Annotated in this window: 14 protein-coding genes and 1 pseudogene; 6 read left to right on the forward strand and 9 right to left on the reverse strand. The window is 67.1% G+C overall.

What is annotated here, in order from left to right; all coding sequences use genetic code 11:
* Positions 1-74: 74 nt before the first annotated feature.
* Positions 75-1,133: pseudogene (locus AWB94_RS23725) on the forward strand (MFS transporter); the annotation flags it as partial.
* Here the strand turns inward: AWB94_RS23725 and AWB94_RS23730 are convergent.
* From AWB94_RS23730 to AWB94_RS23760, 7 genes are all read right to left on the reverse strand, one after another.
* The gene (locus tag AWB94_RS23730) at positions 1,123-2,535 is read right to left on the reverse strand and encodes an FAD-dependent oxidoreductase (RefSeq protein WP_062658156.1); all 1,413 of its coding nucleotides are present in this window, start codon (positions 2,533-2,535) and stop codon (positions 1,123-1,125) included. The pseudogene AWB94_RS23725 and the gene AWB94_RS23730 overlap by 11 nt on opposite strands.
* Before the next feature lie 93 nt (positions 2,536-2,628).
* Entirely contained in the window at positions 2,629-3,057 is a 429-nt protein-coding gene (locus tag AWB94_RS23735) for an arsenate-mycothiol transferase ArsC (RefSeq protein ID WP_062658155.1), read from the reverse strand.
* Positions 3,058-3,084: 27 nt separating this feature from the next.
* Positions 3,085-3,753, reverse strand: a complete 669-nt coding sequence (locus tag AWB94_RS23740; protein WP_062658154.1) for an arsenate reductase ArsC — start codon at positions 3,751-3,753, stop codon at positions 3,085-3,087.
* On the reverse strand, positions 3,750-4,865 hold the full coding sequence (gene arsB / locus AWB94_RS23745) for an ACR3 family arsenite efflux transporter (RefSeq protein ID WP_062658153.1): 1,116 nt from the start codon (positions 4,863-4,865) through the stop codon (positions 3,750-3,752). The genes AWB94_RS23740 and arsB overlap by 4 nt, the downstream gene beginning before the upstream one ends.
* Positions 4,862-5,236 carry an ArsR/SmtB family transcription factor gene (locus tag AWB94_RS23750; protein ID WP_062658152.1) on the reverse strand — a complete coding sequence of 125 codons (375 nt, stop codon included), beginning with the start codon at positions 5,234-5,236 and terminating at the stop codon, positions 4,862-4,864. The genes arsB and AWB94_RS23750 overlap by 4 nt, the downstream gene beginning before the upstream one ends.
* Positions 5,237-5,359: 123 nt before the next feature.
* Positions 5,360-7,228 (reverse strand): pyruvate kinase, encoded by a 1,869-nt coding sequence (locus tag AWB94_RS23755; RefSeq protein ID WP_084395326.1) that lies wholly within the window; start codon positions 7,226-7,228, stop codon positions 5,360-5,362.
* A 132-nt stretch (positions 7,229-7,360) separates the two neighbouring features.
* Positions 7,361-7,939 (reverse strand): DUF5994 family protein, encoded by a 579-nt coding sequence (locus tag AWB94_RS23760; protein ID WP_062658151.1) that lies wholly within the window; start codon positions 7,937-7,939, stop codon positions 7,361-7,363.
* A 336-nt stretch (positions 7,940-8,275) separates the two neighbouring features.
* On the opposite strand from AWB94_RS23760, the gene AWB94_RS23765 reads away from it, so the two are divergent.
* Positions 8,276-8,935 carry a DUF305 domain-containing protein gene (locus AWB94_RS23765; protein WP_062658150.1) on the forward strand — a complete coding sequence of 220 codons (660 nt, stop codon included), beginning with the start codon at positions 8,276-8,278 and terminating at the stop codon, positions 8,933-8,935.
* Positions 8,936-8,939: 4 nt separating this feature from the next.
* Here the strand turns inward: AWB94_RS23765 and AWB94_RS23770 are convergent, their stop codons facing one another.
* Positions 8,940-10,091 (reverse strand): sensor histidine kinase, encoded by a 1,152-nt coding sequence (locus AWB94_RS23770; RefSeq protein WP_062658149.1) that lies wholly within the window; start codon positions 10,089-10,091, stop codon positions 8,940-8,942.
* Entirely contained in the window at positions 10,088-10,840 is a 753-nt protein-coding gene (locus AWB94_RS23775; RefSeq protein ID WP_062658148.1) for a response regulator, read from the reverse strand. Before AWB94_RS23775 ends, AWB94_RS23770 begins: the two co-directional genes overlap by 4 nt.
* Positions 10,841-10,967: 127 nt before the next feature.
* Here AWB94_RS23775 and AWB94_RS23780 point away from each other — a divergent pair, with 127 nt between their 5' ends.
* The 4 genes from AWB94_RS23780 (at position 10,968) to AWB94_RS23795 (ending at position 15,314) form a co-directional block, all read left to right on the forward strand.
* Positions 10,968-12,467, forward strand: a complete 1,500-nt coding sequence (locus AWB94_RS23780; RefSeq protein WP_062658147.1) for a multicopper oxidase family protein — start codon at positions 10,968-10,970, stop codon at positions 12,465-12,467.
* A gap of 171 nt (positions 12,468-12,638) precedes the next feature.
* Positions 12,639-13,862: a L,D-transpeptidase gene (locus AWB94_RS23785; RefSeq protein WP_062658169.1), complete on the forward strand. Its 1,224-nt coding sequence runs from the start codon at positions 12,639-12,641 to the stop codon at positions 13,860-13,862.
* Positions 13,863-13,983: 121 nt separating this feature from the next.
* Positions 13,984-14,373 carry a BlaI/MecI/CopY family transcriptional regulator gene (locus AWB94_RS23790; protein WP_062658146.1) on the forward strand — a complete coding sequence of 130 codons (390 nt, stop codon included), beginning with the start codon at positions 13,984-13,986 and terminating at the stop codon, positions 14,371-14,373.
* On the forward strand, positions 14,370-15,314 hold the full coding sequence (locus AWB94_RS23795) for a M56 family metallopeptidase (RefSeq protein ID WP_234811860.1): 945 nt from the start codon (positions 14,370-14,372) through the stop codon (positions 15,312-15,314). The genes AWB94_RS23790 and AWB94_RS23795 overlap by 4 nt, the downstream gene beginning before the upstream one ends.
* Positions 15,315-15,335 lie beyond the last annotated feature (21 nt).

A 15,335-nucleotide genomic window follows, 5' to 3' on the forward strand; every position in this document is an offset into this window, starting at 1 on the left:
ACACACCCAGCCAACCAGACACCCCAATCACAGGCCGACAGCAGCTGACCGTTCTACACCCTCAATCATGAAGAGCCGGATTGGTGACCGCTGCGCTGATGGGCATCCCCGTTGGGCGCTGGCTGGATCGTCATGGACCGCACGGGATCATGACCGCCGGTTCGGTTCTCGCCGTCGTGGCGCTGCTGGCGGTGGCCGCGGCACCGACCTATCCGATGTTCGTGGCCGCATGGATTGCGGCCGGCGTGGCCATGAGCGCGGTGTTCTACGCGCCGGCGTTCGCGGCGTTGACCCGGTACTTTGCCCCCGACGCGGTGCGGGCGCTGACGTTGCTGACCCTGGTGGCCGGGCTGGCCAGCACCGTCTTCGCCCCGCTGACGGCCACCCTGGCGAGTCAGATGAGTTGGCGAAGCACCTATTTGGTCCTGGCAGCGATTCTGGCGGTCGTGACCATTCCCGGTCACCTGCTCGGGTTGCGCCGGGAATGGCCGGCGATCACCCATGCGCACGACGTCGAGACGCCGACCCGGATCGCCCGAAGCCGGGCGTTCGTCGCGTTGACCGTCGCGTTCGCGTTGGCGGCGCTGGCCTCTTATGCCGTCATCGTCAACCTGGTGCCGCTGATGACCGAGCGCGGGTTCAGCACCGGCGCGGCGGCGGTGGCCCTGGGTGTGGGTGGCGCGGGCCAGGTCCTGGGCCGCCTGGGCTACCACCGGCTGGTCGAGCGCTTCGGTGTGGTGACCCGCACCGTCGTCGTCATGGCCGCGGTAGCGCTCACCACGGCCCTGCTCGGCGCAGTCACGTCCCTGGCCGCGCTGGTGGCGATGGCGGTCGTCGCCGGTGTGGTGCGCGGCATCATGACCTTGCTGCAGGCCACTGCGGTCACCGAACGTTGGGGTGCAGCGCATTACGGGCATCTGAGCGGCATACTGTCCGCACCCGTCATGGTCACCACCGCCCTTGGCCCGTTCGTCGGCGCAGTGTTGGCCAGTTGCCTGCACAGTTACGCGACGATGTTCATCGTTCTCGGGCTGGCTGCCGCGGTCGCGGCCGCCCTGGCCGCGGCGACCGCGCCGCACGGCGATGCGGCGGCCGTCGACCACACGTCGGCGAACATGGGGACTAGACGGTGAGCCGCTCCCGTTCGGCGGCGAGGCGATGGTCGCGCACCCACGCCTGAGCGGCCATTTGCGTGGCGTCCCACGGCGATCCCAACGGCGGGGTGTAGGACAGGTCGAGCTCGCTGATCGCCTCGACGGTCATCGCGTGGAAGATGGCGGCGGCATAGGTGTCGACACGTTTGGACACTTCCGCGCTGCGGTGCCCGACGAGCTGGGCGCCGAGCAGCCGGCCGGTGGACACGTCGCCGGTGATGCGGATGTTGATCGGCGTCGCACCGGGGTAGTACGCCTTGTGATCGTCGGGCGTGGCGGTGGTGCTGACCGGTGTCCAGCCGCGGTCGGCGGACCGGGCTTCATGTTCGCGCAGCCCGGTGCGCGCGGCCACCAGATCGAAGACCTTCACCGCCTGGGTGCCCAGGCTCCCGGCATAGCGGGCGGTGCCACCGAGGGCGTTCTCGCCCGCCACCCGGCCCTGCTTGTGAGCGGTCGTGCCCAGCGGTAACCAGGTCAGTCCGAGCAGGCGATGGTGGGTGTGCACGCAGTCACCCGCGGCAAATACGTCCGGCAGGTTGGTGCGCATCTGCTCGTCGACGGCGATCGCTCCTTTGGCGCCCAGCTCGGCTCCCGCGTCGGCCGCCAACTCGACATCGGGTTTGACACCCACCACGACCAGAACGAAATCGGCGGTGCGCGAGAGACTGTGCCCGTCGTGGGTGGCGGTGACGGTCAGCGCGCCCGACTCCGACCGGCCGATCGCGTTGACGGTGGTGCTCGTGAGTACCTCCACGCCGTTGCGGGTCAGCTCGGCGTGCACCACAGCGCCGAGTTCTGGGTCGACGGTGGGCAGCACCTCGGGCAGCGCCTCGATCTGGGTGACGGCGATACCGCGGGTGGTGAGCGCTTCGGCCATCTCCAGGCCGATGTAACCGGCGCCGATGATGACCGCAGTTCGGGGGTTGCGGCGGGTCAGGGACTCCATGACGGCGAAGGTGTCGCCCATGGAGTGCAGCAGATGCACCCCGTCGCCCGGGCCGAGCGGGTCGGGCCCGGTCAGTCCGGTGATCGGTGGACGCGCCGATACCGCACCGGTCCCGACGACCAGTGCGTCGTAGCTCAATTGCGCTGGTGCACCGGAGCTGTCGAGCACGTCAAGGGTGTGTTCGACGACGTTGATCTTGGTGGCGGTGGTGTCGGTGAGCACCCGCATGCCGGTGGCGGCCAGATCCGCCGCCGTGCGATGGGCCAAGCCGGTCCAATGGGTCACCTCGCCGGAGACGTAGTAGGGGATGCCGCAGATGGAGAAGTTCGGGTAGGCATCGGCCACCACCACGGTGACCTCGGTCGCCGGGTCGAGCTCGCGGATGCGCAGGGCCGCGGAAATGCCGCCGATCGCGATGATGTGACGGGGTGCCATCGGAACGCTCCTTGAAGGCGTGAGGTGGGCAGGATTCGCCGCGCCGCTTCGGATGTGGCGGCGCGTGAGTGCTTGGGGTTGGGTGAACCGGTGCTAGTGAGGTGCGCCAAGTCCGGTCATGCGGGTGTGAAGTTCGATGACGCGCGCGGCGATGTCGTCGCGGATCAGCCTCATCCGCTCCAGTCCCTCGATGCCGCGCAGGGACGGTTCGTCGGTGTCCCAGACTTCCACCGGTGTGCCGCCCACCGGCTCGACATGGGCCTGGGTACCCAACACGACGACCCGATCAGCCCCGGCAACCATGGCTTCGGTCAGCTGTGTGGCGGTGTGGGTGCTGATATCGACGCCCAGCTCGGCGAGCACCTGCACCGATTGGTCGTTCACCCCCGGCGTCGGGTTGGTGCCCGCCGACGTCGCGATGATGCGCTCACCGCCGTGATGGCGCATGAGCCCTTGGGCCATAACGGATTTCCCGCTGTTGTGCACGCAGACGAACAGCACAGTGGGAGCTGAATCGGTCACGGATGTCTTTCCTGATGCCGCCGGCAGTCAGCCGGTGATGGAGAGGTGGAGGTCGCCGATCAGCCGGCGGACGAGCTCTTCGATCTGATCGCGGATCGGGCGCACGGCATCGAGGCCCTGGCCGGCCGGATCGGGCAATTCCCAGTTCAGATAGCGCTTGCCGGGGAACACCGGGCAAGCGTCGCCGCAGCCCATCGTGATGACCACATCGGCGGCCTGCACGATCTCATCGGTCCAGGGTTTCGGGTACTCGCCGGTGATGTCGATACCGATCTCAGCCATGGCCGCAACGGCCATGGGGTTGATCTCGGTGCCGGGTTCGGAACCTCCCGACCATGCCACGGCACGATCACCGGCAAGGTGGGTGAAGTAGCCCAACGCCATCTGGGAGCGTCCGGCATTGTGGGTGCACAGAAACAGCACCGTGGGCTTGCCGTCGACAATCTTGCCCTCCACGCGGGCCAGGGCATGCAGGCGCTGACGGGCGAACCGTTCGGCCAGCAGCGGCAGGAAGTTGGGAATGGTGGCCCGTCCGGCGAATTGGTCATAGGACGAGTGCAGGAACCGTTCGATGGTCTCCGCACCGAAGGTGTCCTCGAACTCGGTCCGTAGCCGGCTTGTGGCGGTCTTGAGTGCGAGCTTCTGGTCGATGGACAAGGTTTCGCGCGGTTGATGGGTGGCAGGGGTCTGTGTCATGAGGTCGGCTCCGTTCTCGTCACTGGGTCGGTGCGTTGGTGCTCGGAGGTGTGGTGGTGGAACCGCTTTCGCAAGGCCAGTGAGACGTAGACCAGGGCGACCAGGACCGGCACTTCGATCAACGGGCCGACGACACCGGCCAGGGCTTGACCGGAGGTGGCGCCGTAGGTGGCGATTGCCACGGCGATGGCGAGTTCGAAGTTGTTGCCCGCGGCGGTGAATGCCAGGGTGGTGGTGCGTTCGTAGCCGAGGTCGAGCAGGGAACCCAGCAGATACCCGCCACCCCACATGATCGCGAAGTAGGCCAGCAGGGGCAGCGCGATGCGCACGACATCGAGTGGGCGGCTGGTGATCTGTTCGCCCTGCAGCGCAAAGAGAATGACGATGGTGAACAGCAGGCCGTACAGCGCCCACGGCCCGATACGCGGCAGGAATGTCGATTCATACCAGGTGCGGCCCTTGGCTTTCTCGCCCAGGCGCCGGGACAGGTAACCGGCGGCCAGGGGGATACCGAGGAAGATGACCACCGATTTTGCGATCTGCCAGGGCGAGGTGTTGATGGTGGTTTGTTCCAGGCCGAGCCAGCCCGGCAGCACCGACAGGTAGAACCATCCCAGAACGGCGAACATGACGACCTGGAAGATCGAGTTCAGTGCGACGAGGACGGCGGCGGCTTCGCGGTCACCACAGGCCAGGTCGTTCCAGATGATGACCATGGCGATACAGCGGGCCAGGCCGACGATGATCAGCCCGGTGCGGTATTCGGGCAGGTCCGGCAGCAGCAGCCAGGCCAGGGCGAACATCAGTGCCGGACCGAGGGCCCAGTTCAGGATCAGTGAGGACAGCAACAGTTTGCGGTCGCCGGTGACGGTGTCGAGGCGGTCGTAGCGGACCTTGGCCAACACCGGGTACATCATGATCAGCAGGCCCAAGGCGATGGGCAGCGAAATCCCGTCGATCTGAACCTTTTCCAATGCCGTGTTCAGGCCAGGGATCCAGCGACCCAGCAGCAGGCCGGCGACCATCGCCGCACCGATCCACACCGGCAGGAACCGGTCCAGGGTGGACAGCTTGCCCACGACGCCCGTCGCGGTGCTGGTGGCGTCGGTCATGCGGTGACTCCCATTCGGGTATCGGCGCCCAGCAGCACGGTCAGGCTGGCGAGCGCTTCGGGGACGACGGCGTAGTAGACCCAGGACGCGCGGCGCTGCGAGGTGAGCAGCCCGGCATCGCGCAGGACTTTGAGGTGGTGCGACACGGTTGGCTGCGACACCTGCACTCCGTCGGATATGTCGCAGACGCAGGCCTCGCCGCCTTCGCGGCTGGCAATCGCCGAAAACAGTTGCAGCCGAACCGGGTCGGCGAGCGCCTTGAGCTTGACCGCCATATCGGTCGCTTCTGTCACCGACAGGGGTTCCCGCAGTAGGGCACCCGGCGGGCAACATGCGTCTGGATCGGTGGCGACGGCATGTTGTTTCGACATGCATCGATATTGACAGTTATCGATACCGAGCGCAAGGCGGTGTCGGGTGAACGGTTGGCGAACGTGATGAGCGACGCGCTGGCGGCCGAGCGGCCGCGGTGGCGTGCCCGCACGACATCGAGGTCAGTGGTCGGAATCTGGATGCCACGAACGCAGGCGGCGCAGCAACGCATCCTTCTTGTAATGGTGACCGCTCATGCGGTGCAGGATGTCATCCAGGGCCGTCAATGCGTCGTCGATGTGCGGGCCCTTGTTCAACATCACGCATTCGGCGCGTTCCCCCATCGCGGCGTCGCTGATTTCGGCGCGTGAGGGCAATCCCGTGGCGGCCAGCTGCTCCAGGACTTGTGTTGCCCAGATGACGGGCAGATGTGCGGCCTCACACAGCCACAGGATCTCTTCTTGCAGTTCCGCGAGGCGCTCGTAGCCCACCTCGACCCCGAGGTCACCCCGGGCGATCATCACACCGAGACGGGGCCGCCGCATCGCCGTGAGCAGTAGTTGCGGCAGGCGTTCGAAGGCCCTGCGCGTTTCGATCTTCAGCACGATACCGATCCGTTCACCGCCCGGGCGATCCAGTAGCTCGTGCAGCTTGAGGACGTCGGCGGGATCCTGCACGAACGACATCTCGACCAGATCGGCGATCTGTACGGCCGTGTCGAGGTCGGCGATGTCCTTGTCGGTCAGTGCCGGCACCGGCAGGGCAGTGTCCGGGACGTTGATGCCTTTGCCTGCCCGCAGTTTGGAGCCCGTCGCGGACGCGTGGTCGATTCGCACCGCCAATTCGTCGGCCCGTACGCCGACGATCTGCCCGCTGATGCGGCCGTCGTCGAAGTGGATGGCCTCGCCGATGCGGGCGTTGTCGAACACTTCGGGCAGTGTGCAGCCGATCCGGGGCGCACCAACGGTATTCATCGGTGCCGGCGAACAATCGCGGGTGACTGTGAGCACGTCGCCGCGGTGCAGAACCAGGCTCTGTTCGAGTTCGGGCAGCACGCCCACCTGTGCGGGGTCATCGTCGCCGTGGACCCTCAGCTCGGTGCCGGTCAGCAGGTAGGTCGTCTTGTCCGTCGTTGCGATCAGTCCGCCGCTGGTGTCGGGGTCGGCGACCAAGGTGAGGCGGCGTTTCGCGCCGCGAGCGTCGCGCAGTGTGATCACGTCGCCCGCGCTTCTGCGAGCCAACCATCGCGCGGGTACCGGGATGGCCGGGCCCTGCAGGGCTGGCGCCAGGTCGCAATCTTGGGTGGCCGACAGGCGTGCTTGCGCAGGCGCGAGAACATGACCGAGGGCGTCGCGTTGCGGTCGGAGTTTCACACAGCGTGGTCCGGGTTGTAGGGGGCCGGTGCGGAGTTTCGGTCCGGCGAGGTCCACGGCGATGCGGCAGTCGCGGCCCAGCGCCCGACTTGCCTGGCGCACGTGGCCGGCCATGGCGCGCCACGCAGCGGCGTCGTCGTGCGCACAGTTGATTCGCGCGATGTTCATCCCGCCCGCGATCAGCCGGCGCGTCAGTTCTGGGTCGGTGGCGGCCGATGAGGGCAGGGTCACCATTATCCGGACCTCACGTCCTTGCGGAGTGGGGCCGAGCAGCTGCACCGATCGGGAGCGCAACAGCGCTCGTCCCTCCTTGGCGCTGATGACGGCGGGGGTGGGTGGACGCCACGACTTTCCCAGCATGGCCGCAACGGCGCATCGCACCAGCCTCAGCGTGGCCTGCACGTGGGATTCGCTGTGGCCCAGGGAAGACAGTCCGAATGCGGCGAGGCGGCGCTGCAGAGGACGCAGGTCGGCTTGCCGCAGCGCCCAGTAGTGGACGGCGTTGCGGGCGCTCGACCGATAGTCCGCTGTCACCTGGGAGAGCAGCGTGTGCCACCGCGTCTCGGCTGAATCCAGATGGTCGAGCAAGTCGTCGAGGAGCCCGAGCAGTCGGACGAGCTCTCGGGCGGTGGATGCGTCTTCACTGCTGTGATGACCATCGTCGGACAGCGCGGACATCGATGGCTCCTCACCAGTCGAAAGGGGACGGCAGTTCTGGGCGCTCGGGCACTTCACCGTGTCGAAGACATCGCCGTGGCCTGGTAAAGTGTTGGTACCGAGCCGGATTCAACGGACGGGCCGGTGGTTCGATCAGTCTTGCTCCGCTCCGCGTGCTCGGTCGTGGCGTTCACGGAATATGCGGTTGTTGACGATGTGTTCGACCAGGATCGGTACGAAGGTCTGGATCCGCGCGTCGTCGAACTGGGCGGCGGCCTCCCGGCACCAGTCGAGAATCTCGGCGTCACGCTCGGCGTCGTCGCAACCTTCGTGGTCGGCGAGTTTCCTGGCGACTTCGACGACCGACCGTGCCACTGCCGCCTCAGCCCCGGTGGTGGCTCGCCGTGGCACCGCGTCGAGGGCGAGGAAGGCAGCTTCTTGGGCCGTATCCGGTGCTATCACCCGCAGCGTCAGATGATGCCCGTCCTCGCCGATGATGATCAGGCTCTCGGAGTCCTCGCCGCTGAGCCCGAGGAGTTGGATGGTGCGCCCGTCGGCGATGAACTGGGCTGCGGTGTCAGTCCAGCGGGCGCGACCGTAGCCCACCAGCGCGACCGGGCCCAGCCGACCTTCGACAGCGGTGAGGAGATCGGGCAGTTCGTCGGTCAAGCGGTAGGACCGCGGCCACCAGGCACCGTCCACGTGCTCGCCGGAAGCCCGACTTCCGGACATCCGCAGGCGCTCCTCATGGGGCGCGTTGTGTTCGATCCGTGCAGTCCTTACGACAATCGCGCACTGGTCAGGCACGTGACATGTCCTTTCCCGTGAGCGGTATCAGAAGGCGCGGCGTCGATGTGCTTTCGGCCACGTGCGCAACGCTACGAATGGACATGTCCGGGCGACAGGGCCGAAAGTCTCTATCAACGCATGGCTTGTAGATCCAGTGTTCGTCTTTACCGAATCTTGAGCCGACGCTGAGCGTGGCCATACCGGCCCAAGACAGGCTGGGGTGAGCGCGGTGACGACGCCCGGACCGAGCGCGCCGCGATCGACCCGAAAGGAAGCCTCGTGAAAAGAACTGTGTTGGCAGGCGCGGCCGCGGTGGCGGCGGTCACGCTCGCCGCGTGTAGCAACTCCACGCCCGCGGCCGGGCCGTCACCGGCCGCGACATCCACCTCGGCGTCGGCCCCGACATCGGCCCCGACATCGGCCGTGCCCTCGGCCGCCGCGCACAACCACGCCGACGTGATGTTCGCGCAGATGATGATCCCGCATCACCAGCAGGCGATCGAGATGAGCGACATGATCCTGGGCAAGCAGGGCATCGACCCGAAGGTGACGGATCTGGCCACCCAGATCAAGGCGGCACAGGGCCCCGAGATCGACCAGATGAAGGGCTGGCTGTCCCAGTGGGGCACCCCGGCCATGGCTCCCTCCTCGTCCATGCCGGGCATGGGGATGCCGGGCATGGATATGCCCGGTATGGGCATGCACGGCGAGGGCATGATGTCGGAGCAGGATATGACCGCGCTGCAGAACGCCCAGGGCATCGCCGCGAGCAAACTGTTCCTGACGCAGATGATCGCGCACCACCAGGGCGCAATCACGATGGCCGAGAACGAGATCCGTACCGGTCAGTTTCCGGACGCTGTCGCCCTGGCCAACAACATCAAGACCAGCCAGCAGCGCGAGATCGAGACGATGAGATCGATCCTGGCAACGTTGTAGAAAGCTAGGGAGTCGGACCGGCGATCGGTACGACCACGGTGAACGTCGCTCCGTGGCCCGGTCCGGCGCTGGCCGCGGTGAGGTCGCCGTGGTGAGCCTCGGCGAAAGCCTTGGAGATGGCCAGGCCGATGCCCGCACCGCCGTGCTGCCGATCCCGGGCGGCGTCGACACGGTAGAACCGTTCGAAGATGTGCGGCAGGTGTTCGGCCGGAATGCCGTCGCCGTTGTCGGACACCGTGACCGTGAGGTTGCGCTGGTCGGCGGCGACCCGGACGCGCACCCGGCCACCGGGTGGCGTATGCCGCAGGGCGTTGTCCAACAGGTTCTGCAGCACCTGACCGATTCGCTGCGGGTCCCACCGAACCTGCGGCAGTTCGGTGGGGATCTCGCTGGTCAAGGTGACGGACTTGGCGGCATAGCCGTCGGCTGCCGCCGCCACCGCATTACGCACGACCGGGGCCGCTGCGCCGAGCTGCAGGTCGAGCGACGCGCCCGCCTCCTCGGCGCGCGCCAACGCCGCGAAATCCTGGGAGAAGCGCACCAGGCGATCCGCCTGGTCGCGCAGCATGGCCATCGTCTCGGCGTCCATCACCCGCACACCGTCCTCGACGGCCTGCAGATAAATCTCCAAAACCGAGACCGGTGTGCGGATTTCGTGCGCCAGGTCGCTGAACATCCGTCGGCGGGTGAGCTCCACACTGCCCAGTCGCTGGGCCATCTGATTGAAGGCGGCGGCCAGATTGTCGAAGTCTTTTCCCAGGCCGGCCGGCGCGACGCGAATATCGTAGTGGCCGGCGGCCAACGCGCTGGCGGCCGCCGAGACCTCGGACACCGAACGCTGTAGCCGGCGACTGAAATAGGCGCTCACGACCAGCGCGGTGAGCGCGGCCACCGCCACCGCGACCGCGGTCGACAGCGCGGTGGCATAGCGGTAGGCCTGCTCGGCGTGGAACTGCTCGTCGGATCCATGGCTGACACCGGCTCGGCGCAGATGCTCGCGGAACAGCGGCGGACCGACCACCGCGGCGACGACCAACGTCGTCATCCCGCCGGCCAGCAATACCAGGGCCTGCGCGCCCAGGAGCCGCGCACCCAGACCGAATGTCGGTCGCCGCCAGCCGAAAGCACTGGGCTGCAATGTCGTTGAGGCGGTCATGCGCCCGTACCCATGCGGTATCCGACGCCCCGTACCGTCTGGACGAAACGGGAATTGGCCGCGTCGTCGCCGAGCTTGCGGCGAAGTTGACCGATGTGGACGTCGACGAGGTGGTCGTTGCCCACCCACGAATCACCCCACACCGCCTGCAGAATCTGGGCGCGGGAGAACACCACGCCCGGCCGTGCGGACAGTGTTGCCAGAATGTCGAACTGGGTGCGCGTCAACGTAATCGACATGTCGTCGAGCGTCACCTCACGGCGGTCGATATCGATGGCCAACGGCCCGAACACCCGCGGGGGTGCGGATTCCGGCGGCGCGGGATGGCGCAGATCAGCCAGTGCCGACACGGTGCGGGGACGCCGCAGCATGGCCCGGATGCGCGCCACCAACTCCCGCGGGTTGAAGGGTTTGGTGACGTAGTCGTCGGCGCCGACCGAAAGGCCGACGATGGTGTCCGTCTCGGAATCACGGGCGGTGAGCATGACCACGTAGGCGTCGGAGAACACCCGTAGCTGTCGGCACACCTCGACGCCATCGATACCCGGCAGGCCCAGGTCGAGCAGCACCACGTCGGGATCGACTTCACGAGCGAGCACCACGGCGTCGGTCCCGGTGTGACACACCGTGACCTCGAACTGTTCGCGCTCAAGGTAACTGCCCACCACGTTGGCCAACCCCACCTCGTCGTCGACCACCAATGCACGGAAACCCGAGCCGGGTCCGGCGGGTGCTGTCGCGTTGTCCATGAACGTATGGTGCCGCCTACCTGCGGCCGAGGGGCGCACCGGGCCGACTTTGACCGAATCTTCATCAAAGCAATACCGATTTCGGCGGTGAACCCGCTCATCGTGGCAGAGGGCGAAGGGGGTGTCGATGAACGGGAGACCAGCCCTGACGCGCCGCGGGTTTCTGGCGGCCACCGCACTCGGCGGGCTCGCGCTGGCCGGATGCGGTCAGCGAGTCGACACCGGCCGCGTCGCATCAGGACCCGCCGACGCGATCGCCGCGGCCGAGGCGGCCCGCCCGCACACGGGGCGCACGGTCGCCGTGCGGCTGACCGCTGGATCGGCGGCCGTGGACCTCGGTGGCACTCGGGCGCAGGCGTACGCCTACAACCAGATGCTGCCGGGGCCGGTGATCCGGGCCAATGTCGGCGACGAACTGGCGGTCACGCTGGTGAACGGTCTACCGCATGCGTCGTCGGTGCATTGGCACGGTTTGGCGTTGCGCAACGATATGGACGGCGCTGCGCCGGCGACGCCGGATGTCGCGCCGGGGGAGGAGTTCACCTACCGCTTCGTCGCGCCGCACCCGGGTACCTACTGGGCGCATCCGCATACCGATCTGGATGCCGACCAGGGGTTGTACCTGCCGGTGATCATCGACGACCCGCGTGAACCCGGTGCCTACGACGCGGAATGGATCGTGATACTCGACGACTGGACCGCGGGAATCGGCAGCAGCCCGCAGCAACTGTTCGACGGGCTGCAGGCGATGGGTGGTATGCCGGGCATGGGCTCGACTCCGGCAGTGCCCGGGGTCGGTGGTGTCGGCATCAGCGATCTCCTGGGTGGGGATGCCGGCGATATCAGCTACCCGATCTACGTCGTCAACGGCCGGGGCCCGGCTGCACCCTCGGCGTTCACGGCCAAACCCGGTCAGCGAGTACGGATCCGGTTCATCAATGCAGGATCTGACACCGCGTTTCGGGTGGCACTGGCCGAACACACGATGACCGTGACCCACACCGACGGATTCCCGGTGGTGCCGACCGACGTCGAAGCCCTGCTGCTGGGCATGGGGGAACGCTACGACGTGGTGATCACCGCAGGTGACGGTGTTTTCCCGTTGGTGGCCTCGGCCGAAGGCAAGAACGCGTACGCCCGCGCGGTGCTGTCCACGGCCTCCGGTACCGCACCGGCGGCGGATTTCGTGCCGGCCGAACTGCGCGGGCGGATCGGCACGGTGAGCATGTTCGCCGCCGCACCCGATGCGATGCTCCCCGGCGAACCCGCCGACACGACGCTGACCGCCCGACTGGCCGGCGACATGATGAGCTACGACTGGACCATCAACGGCCACCCCTACGGACAGGCGCAGCCGCTGCGCGTTCAGCAGGGCCGCAACGTCGACCTCGTCTTCGTCAACGACACCACGATGTGGCACCCGATGCACCTGCACGGGCACACATTCGAGGTGCTCACCGTCGACGGACGGCCCGGCCCCCGTAAAGACACCCTGATCGTGTTGCCCCGGCAGAGGATCGGCGCGCGGCTGGTCACCGACAACCCAGGCACCTGGATGTTGCACTGCCATAACACTTATCACCAGGCCGCCGGGATGATGACCACCCTCGATTACGTCACCGAGTGACGGGCATGTCGTGCGGGGCGCGCCTGGCACCGTTGAACCGGGGGCGTCATCTACTATGCTACTCAGTAGGTTGCTTGACCGTGGCAGGTGCCGAGTGCACCCCACGGCGTATTCGAGGAGACCGCAGTGAGGTTCGGCCGCGCCAGCAGGGTGCGACTGCTGACGTCGGCCATGTTGGCGGCCGCTCTCGTCGGCGGCGCGCTGCTTCTCGCCCTGGACAGCTGTACCCCGACCTGCTCGCCGCCGGTGATCGCCGACGCCCAGGCGGCGGAGATCACTGCGGCACCGCCGGGGCCGGTGCAGCTGCTGTTCACGCCGGCCGCGTCGGAATCAGGCATCGATCCGCTGGCCTCGATCACCGTGACCGCCGTCGACGGCACCTTGACCGACGTCGTGATGGTCAACGAGGAGGGTAAACGTATCGAGGGTGTCACGACGCCGGACCGCACCGTGTGGAAACCCGGTGTGCCCCTGGGGTATGGGCGCACCTACAGCGTCGAGGCCACGGCGGTGGGGACCGACGGAGTGGCGCGACGGCAGGCCTCGAGCTTCTCGACGTTGGTTCCGGTCGACCAGACCACGGTGTCGCTGCGCACCACCGGCGGAGCGGCGCTGCGAGAGGGGCAGCGTTACGGCGTCGGCACCGTGATCGTCGCGCACTTCGATGAGCCGATCACCGACAAGGCGGCCGCCGAACGGGTACTCGTGGTCCGCACCGATCCACCGGTGAGCGGATCGTGGTTCTGGGTCGACGACCAGAATGCGCACTGGCGTCCGCCCCAGTACTTTTCACCCGGAACCACGGTGACGGTGGCCGCTGACATCTATGGCAAACCGGTCGGCGACGGTCTGTACGGACGAGAAGACGCACGGGTCAGCTTCTCGATCGGCGATGCGCACGTCTCGATCGCCGACGATGTGACCAAGCAGGTCAGCGTGTATCGCAATGGGGAACTGGTCCGCACCATGCCTACGTCGATGGGGATGGGGGGCAGTGAAACGGTCAACGGGCAGACGATCTCGTTCTGGACTCAGCGCGGAATCTATACCGTGCTGGACAAGGCCAACCCCGTCATCATGGATTCGTCCACCTATGGATTGCCCATCAATTCGCGACTCGGCTACCGGGAGACCATCTCCTGGGCCACCCGGATCAGCACGGACGGGGTGTATCTGCACCAACTGGACAGCACGATGTGGGCACAGGGGAACACCAATGTGTCGCACGGGTGCCTGAATCTCAGCGGTGAGAATGCCCGCTGGTTCTATGACTTCTCGCAACCCGGCGACATCGTGGAGATTCGCAACACCGGTGGCGAGCCACTGCAACTGTGGCAGAACGGTGACTGGAGTGTGCCGTGGTCGCAGTGGGTGCAGGGCAGCGCCTTGACATGAGCGCACGCATGGTGGTCACCGGCCGGGATGCTCGCCCGTGTCGGTGCGATGCTCACGTCGGTCTGCCTGCGCGTGCGCCCGGCACGGTAAACTTCGTCCCAACAATCGGAGGGTGTGACCAGTGGGTGTGCGAGGTTTCGGGGATCTGGAAGCCGTCGTGATGGACAGAATCTGGAATCGCGACCCCGACACCGTCACCGTGCGTGACATCTTCGAAGAGCTCTCCGCGGAACGGCAAATCGCTTACACCACCGTGATGTCGACGATGGACAACCTGCACACCAAGGGCTGGTTGGAACGCGAACGCGACGGGCGTGCCTACCGGTACTGGCCAATCATGACGCGCGAAGAACACACCGCCCGGCTGATGCGGGAGGCCCTCGACGAGGGTGGCCGATCCGAATTGGTGTTGAGTTACTTCATCGAGCAGATAGGGCCGACGGCGTCGGAGAGTCTGCGCGATGCGTTGCGCCGGATGAGTCGGCGGGCCGGCAGGGCCAAGAAACGGTGACCGCGCTGACCGGGCTGGCCGTCTACAACGGCGCGCTGCTCGTCCTGGGGCCGGCGATGCTGACCCGATTGACGCGCAGCGGCCACGCTCCGCGCACCGCGGTAGCACTGTGGCTCACCGCGATCGTCAGCGCGGTCAGCACCGCGCTGCTCATCGCGATCTTCCTCGTGGTGGATGTGATCGCCCACTGGGGCGACCCCGGAGCGTTCGTGGCATCGTGTCTGGAGCTGCTGTGCGACTTGGCTTCTGGTGCCGCCGGTCCGATACCCCAGTTTGGTGTGCTGGCCGTCGTGCTGGCCGCCGTGGCGACCACCGTCGTGCTGGTTGTCCGATTGGTCCGCACCATCACGAGGTTGCGTGACCACGCCCACGATCACGGTGAGGCGATCCGGATGGTCGGTCACCCGATGCCCGGCGGCGACGTCTACGTCGTGAAGTCCGGTGAAAAGGCCGCCTACTGTGTGGCGGGTCGGCCGTCGACGATCGTGGTCACCAGTTCCGCCGTCGCCGCACTCGGTGAACGTGAATTGGGTGCGGTACTCGCGCACGAACGCGCGCACCTGGCCGGCCACCACCAGAGCATCGTGACAGTCCTGCGCGGGCTGGCCGCCGTGGCTCCGCGGATCGGGTTGCTCACCCGCGGCGCCACGGAAGTGGCGCGCCTGCTGGAAATGTGCGCCGACGACGCTGCGGTGCGCCGCTACGGGGAGCACGCCCTGTTGGACGGTCTGCTGGCGCTCGTCGGTGCCGCACCCGCTCCGGCGCTCGGCGCTGCCGACGTCGCGGTGCTTCGTCGTGCGCAGCGCCTGGCGGAGCCGGCCACCAAGGGTGCCCGGCTGACGACACAGATCACGCTGGCCGGCGTGGGCACCGCCATCGCGGCGGGGCCGGCCGGCATGCTCGGTCTCGCCCTGTCCGGCTTCTCGCTGTGCCTGGGTTGACCGTGCCCCCGGTTGGGAACC

The organism is Mycolicibacterium canariasense, assembly GCF_002101555.1.
Lineage (GTDB): Bacteria > Actinomycetota > Actinomycetes > Mycobacteriales > Mycobacteriaceae > Mycobacterium > Mycobacterium canariasense.